The following is a 23,026-nucleotide window of genomic DNA, read 5'->3' as shown; positions in this document are numbered from 1 at the left end:
ATCTCACAGTATGTAGTATCATTAATAACGTATCTACTCATATATCGTTCATGTGCAATTGAAATGTTATACTCTCGTTAAACCAATACCTCTTCGAAAGCGATTGCTCCGTAGCTTAATTAGTTATAATTTAAAGTCGTTTCTCCCTCCAAAGGTCCTTACATTATCAGTTATTAAGAATATAGAGTGTCATTAAGTATAAACCATAACCTCCTCCAAAAGATGAAAAAATCCTTTATTAATACTGTAAATAAAGCTGTCGCATACATCCATAAATCTTCTTATATCAATATTCAAAACTGAGACCTATTACTTGTTCATGAAAGTTTATAAAAATATACAGTGTCTAATTCACATAAAGCATAAAAAAACTTTTAATGTTCATACTAATAGAAGCTCTTCATATTTAATTGAATAATTTTCTAGCAATATTATATCTTGAGGCTATAAATGAGTTACTAAAATTAGAACAATGTTTAAAAAAATTGTTACTAAACTGTAGTGAAAAACTTATTTATTAGCTCTTAAGGATAATTTTTATACGAAATAAAATATACTGGTCATTTAAGCTCTAGAAAAATGGCGCCAAGTGTAGCATCCAATCTCGCATATTTACTTTGAAAAGTGAATACGCTACTGTTATATTGAATTTTATTAACCTATTGATTTATTATAATAATAAATATGAATAACATATTGAATATAGTAAAATTCTTTCATTTTAGATTTTGTCATGATGAAATAACCAAAACTATTCTTTTGCACATCATAAATGGAGTTTGTATAGATAGAACCTCTTAAAAAAGAAGTAAAAATGCCTCTCATACCCTCTCAAATACAAAACCATAACTTTGAAAACTGAAAATAAAATGCATGACGTCGGTTTTATGAAGGATAAAATTTTCTTTTATCTAAAATACGCTTTCTGCATACATGTTATCAAAATTCGTGGTTCCCAACTCATTTAAAATGCTTGGACAACTTTAAACCCTGTGCTTGATAATGTGATCCAACATCATGTCCATAAAGGGTTGATGGTCGATTAAGCATATGCTCATAGACCAAACGGCCAATAATTTGACCATGCTCTAAGATAAAAGGAACTTCATGGCTCCGCACTTCTAAAACCGCTCTTGCTCCTTTTCCACCCGCCTCCTTATGCCCAAATCCTGGATCAAAAAAGCCTGCATAATGCACCCTAAACTCACCAACTAAAGGATCAAAAGGAGTCATTTCTGCGGCATAAAGCGGAGGCACATGAACAGACTCTCGTGAAACTAAAATGTAAAATTCATCAGGATCAAGAACCAACTCCCTCTGACCACGATCAAAAAGAGGTTCCCAAAAATCTAAAACGTGGGCAACAGCACGTTTATCAATATCAATAACACTTGTATGATGTTTACCACGATAACCTATAAGCCCGTTTTCGTCTCCCTTTAAATTAATGGAAAGACCAATACCACCAACACTAATATTAGGAAAATCATCCGATATCAGTGTTTCTTGCCTTTGCAAAGTGTGCAACTCTATTTCATTTAAATAACTTTGCCCTTTTCTAAACCGAAGCTGTGATAAATGTGAGCCTGTATGCACCAAAATTGGAAATGTGCGTGGACTAATTTCCAAATAAAGTGGACCATGATAACCAGCACAAACTTTATCAAACTCTTGAGCATTATCCGTAATGACACGTGTAAAAATATCTAATCGGCCTGTAGAACTTTTGGGATTGGCAACAGCAGATAAAAATTCTGGTAACGCTAAACTTTCCAAAAGAGGAACAATATAAACACACCCCGTTTCCAAAACGGCTCCACCTCGTAAATCAAACTCATGCAACTTTAACCGTTCAAGCTTATCCAAAACTTTTGTATCAGATCCCGGCATAAAAGAAGCACGTATACGATAAGCTTTCTCCCCTAAACGAAGATCAAGGCTTGCTGGTTGTATTTGAGATCTATCAAATGGATACTGAGCCTTGAGAACGTTATTCTCAATCAAAGCTTGTATATCACTATCTGCTAAAATACCGCTTATACGCGCCATATATATTGCCTTCCCTTTTTACATTGTTTCTTTTTTGACCTAGATGATAAATTGGTGCAAGCTATTTTAAAGTGATAAAAACTATTTTTATGTTTTTTCCAACTGATTTGTTAACATAAAATAAAATAGGAGGTATTGTAAAAATAATACCTCTCAGCTCTCTTGTTCTTGAATGTCGCGCAAATGATGTTATCATAATTTTCCATAGAACCCTTAAGATTCCTGTTAGAATTTATTATGATTATACGCCATCTTAGCGAAAATATTATTAATCAAATCGCCGCCGGTGAAGTTATTGAACGACCAGCAAATGTTGTCAAAGAACTTGTTGAAAACGCTATTGATGCTGGTGCAACACGCATTGAAATTATTACAGCAAATGGTGGAAAAAATTTTATAAAGGTGAGTGATAATGGTTATGGAATTCCTGCAGATCAGTTAACTTTAGCAGTTTCTCGCCATTGTACCTCAAAGATTACCGATGACGTACACAATATCTGCTTCCTTGGATTTAGAGGAGAAGCCCTCCCCTCTATTGGTTCTGTTGCTAAACTTAAACTCATTTCACGAACAAAAGATGCTGAGAGCGCTGCTGAAATTTCCGTTACTGCAGGAAAAATTGTAGGACCCAAACCAGCTGCTGCAAATCTTGGAACAATTGTTGAAGTTCGTGATCTTTTCTTTGTCACGCCGGCACGATTAAAATTTATGAAAACTGATCGGGCTGAAACAAATGCTATTAGCGATATGATTAAGCGAATTGCTATTGCATTTCCACATATCCGCTTTTCTCTTTCAGGATTAGACAGAACATCTATAGAACTGTCTGCTACAGAAAATAATATTCAAGGACAATTACAACGTATTACGCAAATTATGGGAAAAGAATTTGCCCCTAATAGCATTGCGCTGAATGCTGAACGCGAAGCGGTGCGCTTAACAGGTTTTGCCTGTTTACCATCTTTCAACCGAAATAACAGCCTTCATCAATTTGCTTATGTTAATGGGCGTCCCGTGCGTGACAAGTTTCTATGGGGCGCTATCCGAGGTGCTTATGCTGATGTCATGACACGAGATCGTTATCCTGTCGCTATACTTTTTATTGATCTCCCACCTGCTGAGGTAGATGTTAATGTTCACCCAGCCAAAGCTGATGTACGATTCCGTGATCCAGGATTAATTCGTGGTTTGATTGTTGGAGCTATTCGTGAAGCATTGCAGCAATCTGGTATTCGTCCTACCTCAACCCGCTCTGAAGCAATGCTTGCTGCATTTCAAACACAACAATCATTGGCACAACAATCATTGGCACAACAACCATTAGGCAATTTTAAGAACACGCACCTGTCCTCTTCTTACAGTTCACAGCCTCATCATTTTACCAGCGCTTCAATGGTCCAAAAACCATTGGATAGTACTAGCTCTTTTGATTTAAAAGAAGATGCCGCTCCTATTATGGAGGGCTTAAATACACCAAGTGGGGATGCATACATTCCAAGCACTACATCTTCATCAGAAGAGTTATCTTATCCATTAGGAGCGGCCAGAGCACAAATCCATAAAAACTATATTATCGCCCAAACACAAGATAGTTTGATCATTGTCGATCAGCATGCAGCTCACGAACGATTGGTTTATGAAGCACTCAAAAATGCACTTTATTCCAAACCGCTTCCTTCACAGTTATTACTTATTCCTGAAATTGTAGAACTCTCTGAAGAGGATGCAACATGTCTTTTAACGCATAAAGATGCTTTGCAAAAATTTGGATTAGGAATAGAACCATTTGGACCAGGAGCAATTGTTGTGCGTGAAACACCTTCCATGTTAGGAGAGATCAACGTCCAAGCCCTTATTAAAGATCTCGCAGATGAGGCCGCTGAGTATGATACAACAAATAATTTAAAAGAAATGCTTGATTATGTTGCAGCAACGATGGCCTGTCACGGCTCAATACGGTCAGGGCGCCTTTTACGCCCCGAAGAAATGAACACACTATTACGGCAAATGGAGGCAATACCTAATACAAGTACATGTAATCATGGACGCCCTACTTATATTGAACTCAAATTGGCAGATATAGAACGGCTTTTTGGCAGAAAATAAACTCTTCATCATTTTGACAAGAAAAATATTTTTAAATTAACTCTCGACTTTATAATATATTTTATGGCACTTTTCTTGAATCTCTTGTATCAAGCAAAAAGGAGTTATAATGTTTTCCGATAGTGAACGCGAAGCAAAAATTCATTATTCTAATAACGGATATGACATTATAGAATATGGTACCTATACTATTTGTGCTGTTAGCGGGCAAAAAATCCCTATAGATGATTTAAAATATTGGAATCATCACCGCCAAGAAGCATATGCTAGTTGTGAAATCTCCTATCAACGTGAACTTGAGTGCAACCCATATCTCAAGCAATTGTTAAAAACAAAAGAAAAATAACCCTTTGAAAGCTATAAATTTAGCCTTTGCCTTTTAGACAAGAAAACTCAAGGGAACGTTTTCTAAAGCGGGTCATGACCTCCTCAAGAACCATGCGACAGAAGTCTTTTTGAACAAAATCGACATTCACATCAAAGACAATAAGATTTTTCAAATCTTTTTGCGTGTGAATTGTCTGTATACGGGTATAATCTTTAGCTGTTGTTGCGAGCCATAAATTGTGCATTTTAGCCTTTTGTATAAGGCTTTTTAAATTTTCATCTGTGAAAAAATAGTGGTCTGGATATATGTAAGTTTGCACCACATGACCAGACAATTCTTTAATAGATTTAAAAAATTTATCTGGATTGCCAATACCGGCAAATGCCAAAAATGATTTTCCTGAAACCTCATCAGAAGCACTGGCTTTAAGATGAGCACGATATAAAGGCTTTCCAGTACGCGAAACAAGAAAAGCAACATTATCAGGCACATCGGAGTGACCAATCAATAAAACACTATCCATAAAAGAAAACTGCGTTTTTAATGGTACGCGCAAAGGTCCTGCTGGAAAGACAGCTCCATTACCAAAACCGCGCATCGCATCAACAACGAGTAACGCATAATCCATATAAAGACGGCGACTTTGAAATCCATCATCCATTAAAATAAGATTACATCCCTCTTGCTTAAGCCGTTGCGCCGCTGCATAACGATTAGGTGATACAGCTACAAAAGCATGCCGTGCAAGTAAAAGTGCCTCATCTCCAACATTGTGTGGAGTATCATATTTCTCATTTACAAGATGTACCCCTTTAACTGATCCACCATAACCACGAGATACAATACCAGGTACAAAACCAAGTTCTTTAGCCACCTTGGTAAAAGCAATAACAACCGGCGTTTTACCCGCACCACCACATGTAAAATTTCCAATACACAAAACAGGCAGATTAATCACGGGAGGCTGTCTTGCCATAAAACGACTTGAAAAATAACCATACCCCCATGAAACTGGGGCTAATACAAAACGCAAAAAGCTTTTATTTTTCCACCAAAAATGGGGGGCGCTAATATGCATATCTACCCTGACGCTGACGTAAACCTGTTTGTATTACAAGGGGTTGTAAAAATGGATCTAAAATCTTTAATGTGCGCTCAAGTGCACCTGCCATACCTGTCGCCACTTCATGAGCCTTATCAACCATTTCTTGTCGCAATGTTTCATTTGTTAAAAGCTTATACACCTGAATAGCAAGCTGTTTTGTATCTTGAACCATATATGCTGCATCATGCGTTAGAAATTGTTTGAACATCTCTTGAAAATTTGAAACATGGGGCCCTGTCAAAATAGCGGAACCAAGTAAAGCCAATTCCAATGGATTGTGTCCACCATTTCCACATAACGATTTACCAACGAAAGAAACTTTCGATAAGCGAAGAAAAAGCCCCATTTCTCCAATGGTATCTCCCCATAAAATATCGGTATTCATGCTTGGAACAGCATCTCTACTCCTACGAATAAAACTTAACCCCTTATTATCGCATTTTCTGATAAGATCTTCTGAACGTTCAGGATGACGAGGCACAATAATTGTCAATAAATCTGGCAAATAATTTTTAACAATCTTATGGACCTCAAAAGCAATCTCCTCTTCCCCTTCATGCGTTGAAACAGCTGCCCAAACTGGGCGATTGCCGATAGCATTACGATAACGTGCAAGCAATGCTTGATTTTCAACCAGAAAAACATCAGCCTTGAGATTACCAGAAAACGTAACAGATTTTACGCCAAGTTTATGGTAATAAGCTACATCTCTTTCGTTTTGACCAATCGCCAAATCAATATCCTTAAAAATATGTTTGGCAAGAACGCGTCGTTTTTGCCAAGCTTTAAAAGAACGTTCAGACATATGGGCATTAACCAAAATCTGCGGAATACGCATTTTTGCAAGTTCTTTAATACGAAGGGGCCAAATTTCTGATTCACAAATCAAGACGAGATCAGGCTTCCAATGACTAATAAAACGGCGCACTGCAAAATCTAAATCCAAAGGAGCATATTGATGAATCAACCTATTACCAAAATGTTTTTTCACAAGAGTAGAAGATGTCACAGTCCCAGTTGTCATTAACACATTGATTTTCAATGATAAAATATAATTTACAAGTGGAAAAATTGCAAGTGTTTCTCCAACACTTGCTGCATGCAACCAAACTAATGAACCTTGGGGGCGTACATGAGAACTTTTACCTAAACGCTCTTTTTTGCGACACCACTCTTCTTTTCCACGAATAGCACGAAAGAACAAATAAAAAGGAATAACAGGACATAAGCAAAAACCAATTATCCGATAGCTTAAAAGAGCCGTATGTGCCTTTAATTCTACCATTTAAAATCACCTCATCCAGCTATTTTAAGATATCTATATGCTTATTTTGTTAAAAAATTCATCAACACTAGTGGTTGCTTCCGTATTTTTTTAATATCATCCATATCTTAAATAAAAAACGCTTAATCCATGAGAAAATTCAATACATAAAGGACAAAAAATGCAATTTTATCACCATATTTTTTTAAAACTTTCCTATAAAAATAACATATACACATTATTTAAATCTCTTTTAATGAAATTTTATCGCTTCATTCTGCACCCTATAAAAATCTTACTCAAAAATAACAAAACTATTTTTCAATCAATTATAATTTTGAAAATATAAATGATAAATACCATACAACCTATGACATATTTTTTCAGCTCACTGAATAAATACTTCTTATGATTTTAGTGAGGCTTTGAATTGTACACGTTGGTATTTTAGAGAAAAAACTTATTTTTACATATGTTAGGTATTGTCAATTTTTCAAAAAATAATCCATATAGACATTACAACCTAATATAAATACAATAAATAAAATATGTTTAAAAGGAAGCTCAATCTCTATTATTTCATTTCAATAAAATGAATATGTAAAACTAATCTTAAAAAGCTTTTGAACGGTATAGAGTTCTCATTTTAAATTGTGATATCATCTCTTAAAGGTAATCCAGAAAAATCTAATCTTTTTTAATAGAGAACTTCTTATTTAAGAGAGAATTTCTTAAAAGTCTTAAAGCAATTTAAATAAGAGTTTTCAAAATTTTAAATCCTCTCTTTTCAGAAGGTCGTATGATATATTATCCTTTTAAGATTGTATGTAATCAACACAAAATGATTAACTTATAGATTGTAGTTTTAAACGAGTACTCAAGAAAACCTTATGAGGTAAGTTAACTTCATAAATCTATTCAGTTTCTCTAAGTTTCTAATTTTGGTAAGTTTCTAACGACTTTCATGGCTTCTAAGCTTACAGTAATAACTCGTTGAAAAAAATACAATGGAGTAAGTAGGGAGTGCTAATAACCTCAACAAAGTAGTAATTGATATCATTAATAATGCTACTCTTTTTATTAATCTTAATGCATTAATGTCTCATACCCCATTCAAGAGCAGAGTGACTATTCCCAATATAATCATAAACTTCGAGTGATCACTCGTCATGATAATATTGCTGTTGTAAATAGGTTAATAGAACTGTCTTGCATTTTTATTAAGCGTAAAGATGGTGGTGCAACAATGGATTTTATACCTTGCACGAACACTATTATGAAATGGACTTTGGTGCCTTGAGAAATGTTTCCTTAAGAAAACATATGAATTTTAAACAACAAGCATATTCTTTTTTACGACGTTCTATTTTACCCGAAGAAAGTACCTCTGAAAAAGATGACTAAACAAAAGCTTGCAGCCAATCTACAGGCTATAATAACCAAATATTCAAGCTTTATTCTGCATCGCCTAACTCAGCATCAAGAAACTGATGCAAATCTACAATGTAATAACGTTGTAATGCATTATCTACACTGCTTTGTGCTTTTGCCTGCCATGCTTCTTTAGCCGATTGATAATCTGAGAAAATACCAACCACATCTAAATCATCGGGATTCTTGAATTGATTACTGTTAAGATTTTTTAATTCCCCACCAAATACAAGATGTAAATATTGTTTTTTTTCGTTGGTTTCAGTCATATGTGCCTCTATATTATTTAGATTATTTTAGCATGCTTTTACGTGATTAAACTAACTTTGTTTGACGAACAACATCTATCATATCTTGACAGCAATTATTTTTACCAGCAATTAAAAGTCCATATTGGTAAGGTTCAATTCCATAAGATAGTAAAGAGGCATCAAGCGATAAAAAACACCCTCCACACTCCTGCAAAATAAGATCAGCAGCGGCAATATCCCATTCATGACAATTTGGACGAACTAATACGATATCAATTTCATCTTGAGCAACAAGAACAATACGATAAGCAAGAGAAGGAAGATAATGGTAAAGACTGACTTGATTGAGAAAATCATCTGGTAATTTTTGTGCGAGCGATTTATCAAGTGAAATTTTATATTTTCGATGAACCTGAAAGGCTAAACGAGGAAGTTTTATCCCATTTAATGTTGCCCCTCCACCCGTTACAGCTGTATAAACATCTCCTTGAGCCGGACATTGTAGTACGCCCACAATAGGACGCCCATTCTCAATAATGGCAACCGAAATACACCAATAAGGACTGCCAGAAAGAAAACCACGCGTTCCATCAATAGGATCAACAACAAAAGAGCGCTCATAATAATCTTGTTTTTCTCGATTATCTTTTGTTTCTTCTGAAATCCATCCATAATTTGGACGTGCCCCTAGAAGCTTCTCTTTCAAGAAATGATCAACAGCAAAATCTGCTTCACTGACCGGGGAATTACCTTCTTTAATCCAGACATCCAACGTGCATCCAAAATACCGCATTGCTAAATCTCCTGCCTCTCGACAAACGTCACGCAAAAGATTTAAATCAGAAGAATGATGCGTGTTATTTTCCTGCAAGTGTCATCCCTTCAATTAACAATGTTGGAGCAGCTGTACTATAACGCCGATCAATATCATTGGCAGGTGTTAAATGTGCTAACATATGAAGCAAATCAGAACCTAGCGTTACTTCACTTACCGGATAAGCAATTTCACCATTTTCAATCCAAAAACCGGAAGCCCCACGACTATACTGACCAGTAATAAAATCAATGCCATGACCGAATAATTCAGTCACATAAAATCCATTTCGCAAACCTTTTATCATATCGCAAGGCGATACTAAACCCGGTTCAATAGCAAAATTTGTACTTGTCGGCTGCACTAATGATGCCGAACGTATACCGTGTCCATTTGTTTTAAGTCCCAATTCACGTGCTGTAGACGATGAAAGAAGCCAAGTTTTTAAAATACCATTTTCAATAATATTGAGTGTTTGCCCCTCTACCCCTTCTCCATCAAAAGGATGAGAAGCATTTCCACGTAATCGCAAAGGTTGATCGGTTACATTAACATTAGGCTTCATCACTTCCTTGCCTAGGAAATTCTGTAAAAGACTCGTTTTACGAGCCACAGAGGCTCCATTGACCATAGATGCGATATGCCCTGCAATTCCACGAGCCGTACGCGGATTAAAAATAACATCAACGCTCCCAGTCGCCGCACGAACTGCACCCAAACGTCGAACTGCACCAAGCCCTGCATTCTTTCCCACAGTTTCTGCTGCCTCTAAATCAGAAAAATGTAAGGCTGTTGTATAATCATAATCCCGCTCCATCTGTGTTCCTTCACCTGCAAGAGCACTACAAGAACGTGAAAAACAACTTGAGCGATAGGCTCCACAAAAACCATCGCTGGTCACAAGAATAAACCCACTACGGCCATAAGCTGTTGCAGCACCACCAGAATTGCTTACACCTTTAACATCAAGAGCTGCTGCCTCCGTTTTTAAAGCATCTTCTGTTAAAAAATGACTGCTGGGTACAAAATCATCAAAAAGATCAAGATCTTTAGGATACTTAACCAAACACTCTTTATCTGCCAAACCTTCAAATAAACTATCGGGAGAAGCTTTAGCCATCGCAACAGCACGTTCCGCAAGTTCTTGCGGATAAGACGCTAAATTAGCAGAAACACTTGCTACTTTTTTTCCAACGAAAACCCTTAGAGTAAAATCATTGCTCTCTGCTGCTTCTGTCGATTCAACTTTCCCAAAACGAACTGATACACTGGTAGAATGAGCATGAACAATAACAGCATCAGCAGCATCTGCCCCAGAACGCTTTGCTGCTTCAACCAGCGAAACAGCTTTCTCAATCTGGTTTTTGTCAGTCATCATAGACTCCCTAAAATATTTTATTATTTACATTGATAAGCATTCTGACAAATTGATATAAATCAGAATATAACTCTTGTATGTTTATTCATAAAATTACGCACATTTCATGCATTTTTTTCTTTTAATGCATCGAATAATTTCCTTTTTAGCTTCTTTATGAAAAGACGCAATATGTCGTAAAATTTCTTTAGTTTCAAGATTTCTCATTGTCCCTTATCATTTTAGATAATCCATTCTGTACTGATAATCAAATCAACTGAAAATTTGGCAATTAACAAAAAACCTAGCAATAACACTCGAATTTAAGTCAAAATCCTCAAAAATTCGAAAAGCATAAAATGACTTAAGTCACAAGCCTTATGTCCTCTGGATAGTCAAATAACTTCCTTCATTCCTATAGTATTCTTTAACTTCCAAGCAAGAATCAAGAAAATGCTTTATATTTGTGTATACTTCTTTGCTTCTATAAACTCTCTCATAATAAGATGGCAATCTTGTAAACAAAAAAATATAAACGGAATAAAAAAATTTTCTTGCGTTCTTGCTTCAACAAAATGAGCAGTCATAAGCTTCTTTATTTTCATAGGCGTGATATTACAAAGAACTCATTTTTTATATTTATCAGAAATAAGTTATAATCATAATATTCTCTCTCGTTTCTAATGCGTCTAATCAAGAGCATCTCATCTTTTTTATGCCTCATCCTTAACTGGTTATTTTGTTACTAAACAGATATAACTTAATAGACTTCTTTTTCCTGAAACAAAAATATTTGCAGAAACTGGGATATCTGTGCGCATTTTTAAAAATCGCTTTTTAAACATTTAAACCAAATACATACAACGATACGAGATTAATTTTTACGAAAATTAAGGGAGGTTTTATTTTATCATCTAAAGCCTTTTAGAACTGCACTCTCTAGAAAAGTGATCAGCTTTTAATCAAAAAAACACTTTGATTTATAATCATAATTGATCGTTTTGTAATTTGCATAAAAGAATCAAATATCATTAAATCTTCTCCATTTTAAACTTATTTATGTTGAGGAAATCACAACTATTTGCTCTCACATCATGAATAGATGTAATATTAATAAAAACTATTTAAGAAGGAGTCAAAAATGTCTTTTATGAATGCTCTCAAATCAAAAACTATCGCAACATTAGAAACTGGCAAATATCATGACAATATCAACCTACAGATTCACAAGAGTAGAAATAAGATTCTATACTTTTTTTATTTTCAGTAAAAATGCGCACCTTATAAGATTTTATATATAAAAAATTCAATGAATTTCATAAGATTTTTGGTGCAAAATTAATTTTCTCAGATGATTTGACTCGATTTCAACAGCTAACTAAAAAATGCGCCGTAGCTCATCGGTTTGCCGTATACTCATAACTGATTCCATTCTAATAATAAGTTATAATTTCTGCACCTTTTTAAAGGTATTAACTTCTTTATAAATGCCCCCCTACAAGATGCTTGTTTTCAGTAAGAGCACGTCTGCTCATTTCAATCATTGCATCCCGAAGATGTAACTTAATTTTTGACCCAATAATCATTCCAAAGAAAGGAGAAAGTAAACCAGACATGGTTACAGTATGGCGAATTTTGTTATTTGAAGAATCAGATTTTTTTGAACAAATATATTCATGATTAAAACTCATACGTGTAAAAGGAAGTTTAGCATAATCAGAAAAACAAACATTTTTTATAACTTTATCAAGTGTAAAAGTTACTGTAGGTCCCTTTTTAGGTTTCATGCGTCCTATAGCGCCTTCTTTGAAAGGACCAGAAAGTTCTACCCACTCAAGTTCACTATCCCAGCAAGGCCATGATGCCACATCTTCCCATATAGCCCAAATTTGCTCAGCACTTGCTTCTGTATTAATCTCTTCACTATATATCCAATTAAACACGATAATCTCCCCTTTTTTACAAATTACTTATCTTTAGTGATAAAGAATAATATAAAAAAGTATCCTTAAAGCTGCACAACGATAAGATACTTAATACTCTCAGATTTACTTAATATGTAATGATTAACTCAACAAGCGATATTACTAAACTAAACACACAAATATTCAGGATAAATGAACAATATTTTCAATACTAAACAAAATATCTTTTTTAAGTTTAGACAATAGCAAAAATAGAAGTTACGCATCATATAAGATATCAATGCAGACTGCATAGCTTAAAGCTTTCAACTGCTGATGAAATGTGATGATTAAGGTATGGCAGAAAGAAATTAGACAAAAAAGATCATAACTATTATCGAGGAATATATATCCTATTGGAGAAAAAACATCCTTCTGTATTAAAGCTAATCAAAATTCATCAATTCCTTTAACATTAGAATCTTTTATTGATTTTCTGCTTAACCTTTTAAAAACCATATAAAATGAAGAAAACTGTGAAGAAGCATTTTTTCATCCTATCGGATAAAAACAAGAACTTTCTCAAGATGTAAGCGATCGTAATTTATAGAGACGTATTGCTGTCTCACCATAAAACCGCTCATCATCTAAATAAAAGACATCAGGTAAATGAATCATTGTATCTTTCTTTTCTTCAAGTATGAAGAGTGTATCAGCTTTTGCCCACCCCCTTCGCAAAGCTTCTACGAAAGCACGTTCACCTAAACAACGGCTATAGGGAGGATCAGCACAGATAACATCAAATGGAAGCATTGTGCCAATATTGCCAAGTTTGGTCGCATCACGACGCAAAATTCGTCCTATCGACTGCAATTCAAAGGCTTCTATATTTTTTTGAAGCAACCCACGCCCCTCAACCGAGTTTTCAACAAAAACAGCCGCCTTTGCTCCACGCGAAAGTGCTTCGATGCCTAAAGCACCAGTACCAGCAAAAAGATCAAGAATGCGTTTATTGGTCCAAAACTCTTCTTCACGGCTAGAAAGAATATTAAAAAGGCTTTCACGTGTACGATCACTCGTTGGGCGAATCGACTGATTAACAGGCGAAAACAAAACACGCCCAGCAAATTTACCTCCTATGATCCGCACGTGGACCTCCAAATCGCTTAGAAGTTTTTGCAGCGTCCCTATGTGGTTTAGATTTTTTCATAGCACCACCAAACGATTTTACCTTTTTCTTTCTCTCAAAAGAATGTTCATCATGATCACCTTTTATCATTTTCTCTTTATCCTTTAAAAAGCGATCTTTCTTACCAAAGGGATGCGTCTCGTCATAAGATGTTTTGCCACGTTTTTGAACAAAACTTCCCCTCTTCTCTTTGTGTGATGGACTTTCTTTTAGTTTTTCCTTGCCTCGATGAAAGGACTTTCTACCATCCAAATCGCTCTTATGATCATGCGATTTCTCCTCACTATAGGAAGGCTTTCTACGTGCACTTTGCGGACGTGCACCAGGAGCCATCCAAACATTAGCACGGCGAGAACGCGGTAGAAAACGCTCTGCTTTTCCTTCTTCACTTTTCTCCTTCTTTACATTCTCATGAGACTTTGTACTTAATCGTGCGCGACTATATTCAACAGAACCATCTCTTGGTCGGCGTCGTATCGCCCTTTCACTTGAGAAAACCCAACCATCATTTGCAACAGAAAGATCTTTCTGGCTTTGCTTTTCTGCAACAACTGCAGAATTTGAAAAGGGTTTCAGAATAGGAGCATCAAAATCTGCATTGGCTTGCATAATCAAACGCTCACCCAACTGATCTCGTAACATCCGCCCTTTTAACTCTTGCACGGCTCCTTCTTCTAAATCAGAGAGATGAAATGGACCATAAGATACACGTATTAATCGATTAACTGATAATCCAAATGCCCCTAAAACATTCTTTATTTCACGATTTTTTCCTTCTCGTAAAGCGACAGAAAGCCATACATTCGACCCTTGTTCGCGTTCAATTGATGCTTCAATCGAACCATAAAAAATACCATTAATCGCAATACCATTTTTAAGGTTATCCAGCGCACTCTGTTTTACTCTTCCATGAGCACGGACGCGATATTTGCGGACCCACCCCGTTACAGGAAGCTCTAATACACGCGCTAAGCCACCATCATTGGTTAAAAGCAAAAGCCCTTCCGTGTTAATGTCAAGCCTTCCAACAGAAAGAACACGCGGCATTCCTTTTGGTAAATTACTAAATACTGTAGGTCTGCCTTCAGGATCACGGTTCGTGGTGACAAGACCTGCTGGCTTATGGTAAAGCCATAAACGCGTTCGTTCTATAGGAGGTAAAGGTTTGCCATCAACTTTAATAACATCAGAGCGGCTAACATTAAAAGCAGGCGTTGTCACGACTTTACCATTCACAGAAATACGACCTGCAACAATCATCATTTCTGCATCTCGACGCGAAGCAATACCAGCACGCGCTAACCTTTTAGCAATTCGTTCACTCTCATTATTTTCATTCATTTGCGTTTCAAACCAATCTTTGCAAGTATGTTCAGAAAATTATTCACATGCACCATACCGCTTATCCTGAAAAATGAAGTAGCATAATCATTTATCATTTTCTATCCTTTAACGACAATAATGTATCTGCCGACTTGCAAGTTTGTTTTAAACTCTTAAAAAAAATAGAGGTATTCTTTTCATTATAAAAGCGTAATAAATTATTCATTCTATAGCATTCCTTATCGAGATAACCTTTAAATTTTCTATACCTTCAGTAGAAAGAATATTATGACTTTGACGCCCATGGAAATAGCCCTTTTAGAAGCACAAGAGGCTGCAAAAAAAGATGAAGTTCCCGTAGGTGCTGTCATTACACGTGGAAAAGCTATCATTGCACGCGCTGGTAACTTTATAAAATCTGCATATGACCCTACAGGACACGCAGAAATACGCGCAATCCGTATGGCTTGCGAAACATTGCAAAACGAAAGGCTTCCTGATTGCGATCTTTATGTAACACTTGAGCCTTGTGCTATGTGTGCTGCTGCCATTTCATTTGCACGCATACGTCGTCTCTATTACGCAACAAATGATCCCAAAGGGGGGGCTATAGAAAATGGTCCACGTTTTTATCAGCAACCAACCTGTCATCACAAACCTGAGATTTATTCTGGTTTTAAAGAAAAAGAAGCTGCTCAATTACTTAAAGATTTTTTTGTACAAAAGCGATACTAAAAACAATTCTTCTTCCATAACTTTCACTCTTAAAAAACTATCCTACTTCTCAAAAAGACTATTAATTCTTCTGACATATATAGTAAAAGCTATTTCAAAGCATTTTTCTCTCTTTTAATCCTGCATATTGCTTCTATTAGATGATACATTCATTCATAAGAATAATTCATTATTTTGTATAATAAAATATAAATTCCAACATATCGTAGATATACTATCTTTCAAATTACATTGAAGCAATAAAAATCACTTTTTTGCACATCATAAGCGGGATTATCGTCTGGATAAAGAACGTTGTAGAAAAGACTAAAAATGTCTCTTATGAAGGCTCTCAAATGCAAGAATTGTCGCAACTAGAGTCTGGAAAATAAAATGATGGTATCAGCTTTCTCCTTCCTAAGCATCAAGATAGTGGAGCACAATAGATTTTACGTTATACTATCCACATGAACGATGTTGCAAAATGAACTTGAGAAATATTTCTTGTTAGGAAACGCATGAAGGACTCTCTCGATGCTGTTGTCATATTGCTATTTCATGAGAATAACACCCCTCCTCCAACAGCATTATAACTGTGCATGAATGAGAGCTTAGTATCATAAGTAATTGGAAAAATACTTTACTTTAAATATTTTGTCTTTCCCTTATCGACCAATAGGTGCAGTTTTTGCCGGTTGGCGATAACTTAAAGGTGGTTCAGTGAGATAGCGACGGTACTTTGAACTTCCAACTTGTGCTCTCTGACGACGTAAATATTCCTGTCGTTGCTTCGCATTCAACTGTGAAGAGTTTTCTGAACCAGCGCCATTAACTGACGATCCTTTGTGAGGAAAAGGAGTATTTCCTTGATTCTTCTTCGATGCTGCCATTTCATTGACAGATCTATCTTGTTGTGGTACCGGCAAAAATCTGCGTGAACTAGGGCTTGGTATTACAAGTTTTGGATGAGGTTTCATAACAATCTGGCTGCTATTATTTGTTGGTGTTAATGAAGTAATATTAGCAACATCTTCAAAAAACTGTATCGAAACCGGTTTATTAGTACCATAGGTAGGAGCGGATAAATTACATCCCGTTAGAACAAAGCACATCCCTAAAATTCCTATTGGAAATATTTTTATTTCACGTTTTCTCACTGCCTATTCCATTTCCTAAGTATATGGCTGATTAATATTCCCGTTATTTATGAGAGAACGGTCCATACACAAATTTCCCCCCTGCAGAAAAAACAACGGAATTTACCCTGTACCACAAAAAACTATATTCATCAATATGAGAAATATACTTGTACTCCTTTCCCTTGATTTAAAATTTTAAATCTTACCAAGAATCTGTAGTTCCCGCAAAGCAGCTGCATCGCGAGCAGATACATCCGGATAAGCTGGATCACTCCCAACATCTTGTGTATAACGCCATGATCGAGCACATTTTTTTCCTAATGCCTTCTCTGGATATACACCAACACCTTCAACATCATTCAAAGTAAAAGCATCGGAAGGTATCGTGTCCTGCCTAATTGTGAGTGCACTGGTAATACAGATCTCCGCCATATCCACATTTTCTAATGCCTCTCGTAAAACCAGATTGGAAATAAAAACAATAGGCGCAGCTTCCAAAGAGGATCCAATACGCTTATTAGCACGTTCAAGCTCTAAAGCACCTGTCACAACTTTACGGACCTGCCGAATTTTTTTCCAACGCTCAGCCAAAGATTGGTTTTGCCATTCTTCTGGTACAGAGCGAAATTGTTCCAAATGCACCGATTGGCTTTCTGGATAACGCTCTAACCAAGCTTCCTCCATAGTAAAAGGCAACATTGGAGAAAGCCATGTTACCATACGCTCAAAAATCTCACGGACAACCTGCAAGGAGGCCTTGCGTTTTTTTGATGAAGGCGCATCACAATAAAGAGAATCCTTGCGGATATCAAAATAAAATGCCGATAACTCAATGATTGAAAAATCCAATAATGCACGCATAATCTTTTTAAAATCAAATTCGTCGTAAGCGCGATTAATCAACTGATCAAGTTCAAAAAGCCTATGCAATATAAACTTTTCAAGATCCGGCAGTGCACCATAAGATATTTCTTCCCCATCATCATGTGCTAAAGTTCCTAGCATCCAACGAATTGCATTGCGTAGTTTACGATATGAATCCACATTTGTTTGAAGAATTTTTTTGCCTAAACGCTGATCTTCCCAATAATCGGTTGTCATAACCCAGAGACGAAAAATATCAGCTCCAGATGTTTTAATGATCTCTTGCGGAACAACCGTATTGCCTAAAGATTTAGACATTTTCTTACCATTCTCATCCAAAGTAAAACCGTGTGTGATCACGGCTTTATAGGGAGAACAAGCACGCGTACCACAGCTTTCCAAAAGAGAAGATTGGAACCATCCGCGATGTTGATCTGAACCTTCAAAATAAACATCAGCAGGCCATTTCAAATCAGCCCGATCTTCTAACACAAAGCTATGGCTTGCTCCAGAATCAAACCAAACATCCAAAATATCATAAACCTGTACCCAAGGCTCATGTGCACGCTCACCTAAAAAACGTTCACGTGCTCCTTCAGCAAACCATGCATCTGCCCCTTCTGCTTCAAAAGCCCGTAAAATACGCTCGTTCACACCTTCATCTTTTAGAATAACACCATCCTCATTCGCAAAAATACAAATAGGAACCCCCCAAGAACGCTGACGAGAAAGAACCCAATCAGGACGATCCTCTATCATAGAAGCTAGGCGGTTTTGTCCAGAAGATGGCACAAAACGCGTTTTTGAAACAGCTTCCAAAGCCCGACTACGTAAAGTTGAACCATCCCCAAAATCTTTATCCATTGAAATAAACCATTGTGGTGTATTGCGAAAAATAACGGGTTTTTTTGAACGCCAACTATGGGGATAGGAATGCTTTAAACGCCCCCGTGCAAACAATCGATCTGCTTTAATTAAAGCGTTAATGACCTCTTTATTGGCGTCACCCATTTTTCCATTATCATCAATAACACGTGCAGGTCCTCCTTCACGATCTGGTCCTAAACCTGGAACATCTTTCGTATAGAACCCTGCATCATCAACAGGAAACGGTATAGATGAATCAATCCCCGCTTGCTCCAGTAAGGACTTATAATCATTCCAAATTTCAAAGTCCTCACGCCCATGGCTTGGTGCTGTATGGACAAAACCTGTACCAGCGCTCTCTGTTACGTGTGAACCATCAAGCAATGGAATTTTATAATTATACCCTCCAGCTAAACCTTTGAGTGGATGAGAAAGAACAAGAGCTTTCAATTCCTCAGCAGAAATAACACGTAAACGCTTCAAAACAAGTTTGGCTTTTTCTCCACAACTCATCGCTAAAGCGTCTGCAAAAAGAAGCTTTTCTCCCACTTGAGGACCAAAATCATTTTCAGCACTTTCAACTTCGTAAATACTATAAGAAATTTGCGAAGAATAACTCACTGCACGATTGCTTGGAATTGTCCACGGTGTTGTTGTCCAAATGACGACATGAGCACCATATAAATCATCAGAATTTGCTTCAAAAACAGGAAACTTAACCCAAAGCACCTCTGATTCATGATCATGATATTCAATCTCAGCCTCTGCCAAGGCCGTACGCTCCACAACAGACCACATCACTGGCTTGGAACCACGATAAATCTGATCTGACATAGCAAATTTTATCAATTCACTGGCAATGCGTGCTTCTGCATGAAAAGCCATTGTAGTATAAGGCGTGTTAAAATCTCCCACAACACCAAGGCGTTTAAATTCTTCACTTTGAACGGTTACCCAATGCTGTGCAAATTCACGGCATTCTTGACGAAACTCGTTAAGAGGTACCTCATCCTTATTTCTTCCTTGTGCTCGATATTTTTCTTCAATTTTCCATTCAATTGGAAGCCCATGGCAATCCCAACCAGGTACATAATTTGCATTAAAACCGCGCATTTGGAATGAACGGACAACCACATCCTTTAGAACTTTATTTAAAGCATGCCCGATATGAATATGACCATTTGCATAAGGTGGACCATCATGAAGAATATAAAATGGACGATCTTTTGCTTGTTGGCGCAATTGCGCATAAAGCCCCATATCTTCCCAACGCGCCATCAATTCAAGCTCTTTTTGCGGAAGCCCTGCACGCATAGGAAAATTTGTCTGTGGGAGATAAAGAGTTTTTGAATAATCTATTGTTTCATTTTTCACAGCCATTGTGAAATATCCCTGTCCACTTTTACGATTTCATTTTTGCATAACTTCCCTGAACCCTGCAACTCTGGTTTTTATCTATAGGGAAAGCCGAGCTTATCATTCGTATTAAGCAGCGATCAGGAAAATATATCATCACACTCTATGGGCTTTATCATGAAATTCACAAGAAAAGAAACCAAAAAGTGATCTTTTAAAAAATAAAGGCTCCACTGTCAGTGGAGCCTCTTAGAAATTTACTCTTTAAAAAATTAGAATTTATAAGCTACACCAACACGGAAATCATTGGTTTTGTAGTTAACTTCAAGTTTTTCCTTTGCAAATTTCTTTTTACCAAAATCAGAGTAACGATATTCTGCACGTACAATCACATTATCCAGAAGCGAGAAATCAACGCCACCACCAAGTGTGTAACCAATCATGGTTTTTGTTTCATCAGCTAAGTTCTTAGAAGAAACGACTCTTCCATCCTCATCCTTAACGGATATTGATACAGTGTCTTGGAATTGCCCATAAGCAATACCACCAGCAAGATAAGGCATAAAGCGATCAGCAGCAAAACCAATACGTACCCGTGTAGCACCACCCCAATTTTGTTTGAAAGTATGACTTAACGTTTCAACTTCATACTCTTGATCAAGACCAAGTTCAGAAGCCATCTTTTTTATTTGTTCTATACCATACACACTGGAATCGTTCTTATCCACCACTTGTGTACTTTGTGCACCGTGTCCAGCCATATTCTGTCCACCATGAGAACTAGAAGCATGTGGATTAGCACCATGCGCATGAGCGCCAAAGCCATGCCCACCTGCATGAGATGCACCACGCGAATTAGCACTTCCGCTACCATGGGCACCATGATGATTCCCGTGTTGGGCTCCGCTTGTTCCATTAGAAGCTTTTGCTGATTCAGAGGATGACCCTGATCTCGCGAGTATAAGTGTCCCTCCGCTCGATACTGTTCTTTCTACTGCTGATGGTTGTGATGCAGGTTGTACCGATGCAGGTGCTTTTGCTGCTGGCTGACTTGCTTCTGTTCCCGTTGATGGGGTAGAGAATGTTAGTTTTGTTACAACTGATTTTGCAGGTACCGCCACCGCTGACTGTACTGCTGGTGTGGCTGAGATGGATTGTACTTGTGAAGATCCCGCTAATATAGATGTTGTTTCTGCAGATTTTTCAGGCGCATCTGCTCTTTTTGTCTCAACTCTTGATAATTGTTTTCCTGTATCTGATCTTCCTAACGAAAGCCCTGACTGGACCAGTGTTCTTGTCTCTGTGCTGGAGGAGGGTTGTCTAGATGTAGAAATTGTTGCTGTTTCTGCGCCTGTTTGTGGGTTTGTCACTGGCTCAGAGGGCCCTCGTTGTCCAGCTAACGATGCTGATGTTGGGTTTGAAACTCCTAATGTTTTTCCTTCCACTTTCACTGTTTCTTGTACTGTTGTAGAATTAGGATTGCCAGTTGTTGCTGTTTTCCCTGATTGGCTTACGCCTGGATTTGGTTGTTGACTTAAATTTTCCCGCGTAGATTGCGCTTGGACAGTTGATTGTATTGGTGTATTTGACGTTAGGGGTCCTGCTACTGGTGACACTCCTGCTGTGGTTACACCTTCTGCGGATCTGCGAGATCTTACGACTGCATTTTCTACTGTAGTGTTATCAGCTGCACCTATGGTAATGGTCTTTGTGTGTTTTTTTCCAGATATCATTAAATCCGTATCGATGCCAAAAATAAAGTTGTCACCGAGATCAATATTAGAACCTGCATAAAAACCACCTGCAAAACCTGAAAGTTTAGGAGAGAACTCTTTATCCAGTGGTAAACTATTTTCTTGACCAACAAGAGCCATATCAGCTTTGCTCGAAAAACCACCCGCTTGAACACCTAAATAAAGACCTGTCCATGAAAAAGTAGGCGTGATAATGGTAGAAGAAGTCGATGATGCTGGCTGATGAGGAATTATAACATCAGCAGCTAGTGCTGTAGACGCTGAAATTAAAGAAAAAATAGACGCTGTTATTAAACGTTTTGTATTCATAAAATCTCTCCAAATATCCAAAATGAAATGTATATAGAGCATCTTTTTTGAAAGATCTGTAGCAAAAATGACACACTCACAAAAAAATAAAGAATTTTTGAAAATAAGGCTTCTTAAACTTTTAATTTTGCATTCAATGAGCATTTGTAAACTAAATCACACTAAAATTATGTGTATTAAAGTTGGATTCATTTTCATTAAAGTTTCGCATAACTGTTAATGATAATATTCTTTATAAATTTCTTTTTATCAAAATCTAAATAACAGTATTCTGCATACAATAAACTATTATCTGTTATTGCAAAATCAATGCCAGCGCAAACAGTGAAATCAAATATTGCCTTTTTTAAAACCAAGCGCCATCAAAGTCTCATCTATTTACCAGCATGATCTACTTTTAGTACTTTAGCAATAGTATTTTGTATCTAAAATTCAGAAAAACAAAGGACTTATTCAAACACTTGCAAAAAAAACTTTTAGATTCTTTGCATAAACATCTTCATCCTGCTACATCACATTGATTTATAAGGATAACTTATTGTTTTCATATTGAATGAAAAAACTAATACTGTAGGATTCTCTCATTTTAAATCTGTTTATCTTGAATCAATCAAAACCGCTTGCTTGCACATCACAAGCGGGGCTGGCGTATGGGTAAAAACTATAGAAGAAAGGACTAAAAATGGCTCTTATGAACCGTCTTAATGCAAGGACTGTCGCAACACCCACGAGCTGGCAAATATAATGATGGTGCCGGCTTGTTACTTCATAAGCGTAAAGATGGAGGTGCTCAATGGATTTACCGTTGTACCATTCATGGTCGGCGTCGTGAAATGGGCTTGGGAGCGTTGCGAGATGTTTCTTTAAAACAAGCTCGTGAATTGGCAACTGGGTGGCGTTCT

At 36.8% G+C, this 23,026-nt stretch carries 15 protein-coding genes and 2 pseudogenes; 4 read left to right on the top strand and 13 right to left on the bottom strand.

Annotation, left to right across the window (positions count from 1 at the left end; genetic code table 11):
* Window positions 1-960: 960 nt before the first annotated feature.
* Window positions 961-2,049 carry a 2'-deoxycytidine 5'-triphosphate deaminase gene (locus ACFILU_RS05935; protein WP_375671180.1) on the bottom strand — a complete coding sequence of 363 codons (1,089 nt, stop codon included), beginning with the start codon at window positions 2,047-2,049 and terminating at the stop codon, window positions 961-963.
* A gap of 237 nt (window positions 2,050-2,286) precedes the next feature.
* Between ACFILU_RS05935 and mutL the strand changes: the two genes are divergently transcribed.
* Window positions 2,287-4,155 (top strand): DNA mismatch repair endonuclease MutL, encoded by a 1,869-nt coding sequence (mutL, locus tag ACFILU_RS05930; RefSeq protein WP_375675169.1) that lies wholly within the window; start codon window positions 2,287-2,289, stop codon window positions 4,153-4,155.
* Window positions 4,156-4,264: 109 nt separating this feature from the next.
* The gene (locus tag ACFILU_RS05925) at window positions 4,265-4,501 is read left to right on the top strand and encodes a DUF2093 domain-containing protein (RefSeq protein WP_273787833.1); all 237 of its coding nucleotides are present in this window, start codon (window positions 4,265-4,267) and stop codon (window positions 4,499-4,501) included.
* Window positions 4,502-4,520: 19 nt separating this feature from the next.
* Here ACFILU_RS05925 and lpxK read toward each other — a convergent pair whose 3' ends face one another.
* The 9 genes and pseudogenes from lpxK to ACFILU_RS05880 all read right to left on the bottom strand — a co-directional run bounded on the left by lpxK (window position 4,521) and on the right by ACFILU_RS05880 (window position 15,139).
* The gene (gene lpxK / locus ACFILU_RS05920; RefSeq protein WP_273790425.1) at window positions 4,521-5,561 is read right to left on the bottom strand and encodes a tetraacyldisaccharide 4'-kinase; all 1,041 of its coding nucleotides are present in this window, start codon (window positions 5,559-5,561) and stop codon (window positions 4,521-4,523) included.
* Window positions 5,551-6,873, bottom strand: coding sequence for a lipid IV(A) 3-deoxy-D-manno-octulosonic acid transferase (gene waaA, locus ACFILU_RS05915; RefSeq protein ID WP_375675168.1), 1,323 nt, complete (start codon window positions 6,871-6,873; stop codon window positions 5,551-5,553). Before waaA ends, lpxK begins: the two co-directional genes overlap by 11 nt.
* 893 nt (window positions 6,874-7,766) lie before the next feature.
* Window positions 7,767-8,044: pseudogene (locus ACFILU_RS05910) on the bottom strand (hypothetical protein); the annotation flags it as partial.
* Window positions 8,045-8,306: 262 nt separating this feature from the next.
* The gene (locus ACFILU_RS05905; RefSeq protein WP_375675167.1) at window positions 8,307-8,552 is read right to left on the bottom strand and encodes a DUF4170 domain-containing protein; all 246 of its coding nucleotides are present in this window, start codon (window positions 8,550-8,552) and stop codon (window positions 8,307-8,309) included.
* 46 nt (window positions 8,553-8,598) lie between these two features.
* Window positions 8,599-9,405 carry a 3'(2'),5'-bisphosphate nucleotidase CysQ gene (locus ACFILU_RS05900; RefSeq protein WP_273790422.1) on the bottom strand — a complete coding sequence of 269 codons (807 nt, stop codon included), beginning with the start codon at window positions 9,403-9,405 and terminating at the stop codon, window positions 8,599-8,601.
* Window positions 9,392-10,723, bottom strand: coding sequence for a TldD/PmbA family protein (locus ACFILU_RS05895; RefSeq protein ID WP_375675166.1), 1,332 nt, complete (start codon window positions 10,721-10,723; stop codon window positions 9,392-9,394). The genes ACFILU_RS05900 and ACFILU_RS05895 overlap by 14 nt, the downstream gene beginning before the upstream one ends.
* 1,463 nt (window positions 10,724-12,186) lie before the next feature.
* The gene (locus ACFILU_RS05890) at window positions 12,187-12,648 is read right to left on the bottom strand and encodes a hypothetical protein (protein ID WP_375675165.1); all 462 of its coding nucleotides are present in this window, start codon (window positions 12,646-12,648) and stop codon (window positions 12,187-12,189) included.
* Between the two features lie 543 nt (window positions 12,649-13,191).
* Window positions 13,192-13,758 (bottom strand): 16S rRNA (guanine(966)-N(2))-methyltransferase RsmD, encoded by a 567-nt coding sequence (rsmD, locus tag ACFILU_RS05885; protein WP_375675163.1) that lies wholly within the window; start codon window positions 13,756-13,758, stop codon window positions 13,192-13,194.
* On the bottom strand, window positions 13,739-15,139 hold the full coding sequence (locus ACFILU_RS05880; RefSeq protein WP_375675161.1) for a pseudouridine synthase: 1,401 nt from the start codon (window positions 15,137-15,139) through the stop codon (window positions 13,739-13,741). The genes rsmD and ACFILU_RS05880 overlap by 20 nt, the downstream gene beginning before the upstream one ends.
* Before the next feature lie 270 nt (window positions 15,140-15,409).
* On the opposite strand from ACFILU_RS05880, the gene ACFILU_RS05875 reads away from it, so the two are divergent.
* Window positions 15,410-15,856, top strand: a complete 447-nt coding sequence (locus ACFILU_RS05875; RefSeq protein WP_273790416.1) for a nucleoside deaminase — start codon at window positions 15,410-15,412, stop codon at window positions 15,854-15,856.
* Between the two features lie 644 nt (window positions 15,857-16,500).
* Here ACFILU_RS05875 and ACFILU_RS05870 read toward each other — a convergent pair.
* From ACFILU_RS05870 to ACFILU_RS05860, 3 genes are all read right to left on the bottom strand, one after another.
* Window positions 16,501-16,992, bottom strand: a complete 492-nt coding sequence (locus ACFILU_RS05870; protein WP_375675159.1) for a hypothetical protein — start codon at window positions 16,990-16,992, stop codon at window positions 16,501-16,503.
* 177 nt (window positions 16,993-17,169) lie between these two features.
* Complete coding sequence (gene ileS / locus ACFILU_RS05865) at window positions 17,170-20,085, bottom strand: isoleucine--tRNA ligase (RefSeq protein ID WP_375675157.1); 2,916 nt, start codon at window positions 20,083-20,085, stop codon at window positions 17,170-17,172.
* Window positions 20,086-20,333: 248 nt separating this feature from the next.
* Window positions 20,334-22,124, bottom strand: coding sequence for an outer membrane beta-barrel protein (locus ACFILU_RS05860; protein ID WP_375675155.1), 1,791 nt, complete (start codon window positions 22,122-22,124; stop codon window positions 20,334-20,336).
* A gap of 682 nt (window positions 22,125-22,806) precedes the next feature.
* Between ACFILU_RS05860 and ACFILU_RS05855 the strand changes: the two are divergent.
* A pseudogene (locus tag ACFILU_RS05855) lies at window positions 22,807-23,026 on the top strand (Arm DNA-binding domain-containing protein); the annotation flags it as partial.

The organism is Bartonella sp. CL100XZDX (assembly GCF_042195375.1).
GTDB lineage: Bacteria > Pseudomonadota > Alphaproteobacteria > Rhizobiales > Rhizobiaceae > Bartonella.
The sequence above is the reverse complement of the archived record's forward strand: the minus strand, read 5'-3'. Positions and strand labels throughout refer to the sequence as shown.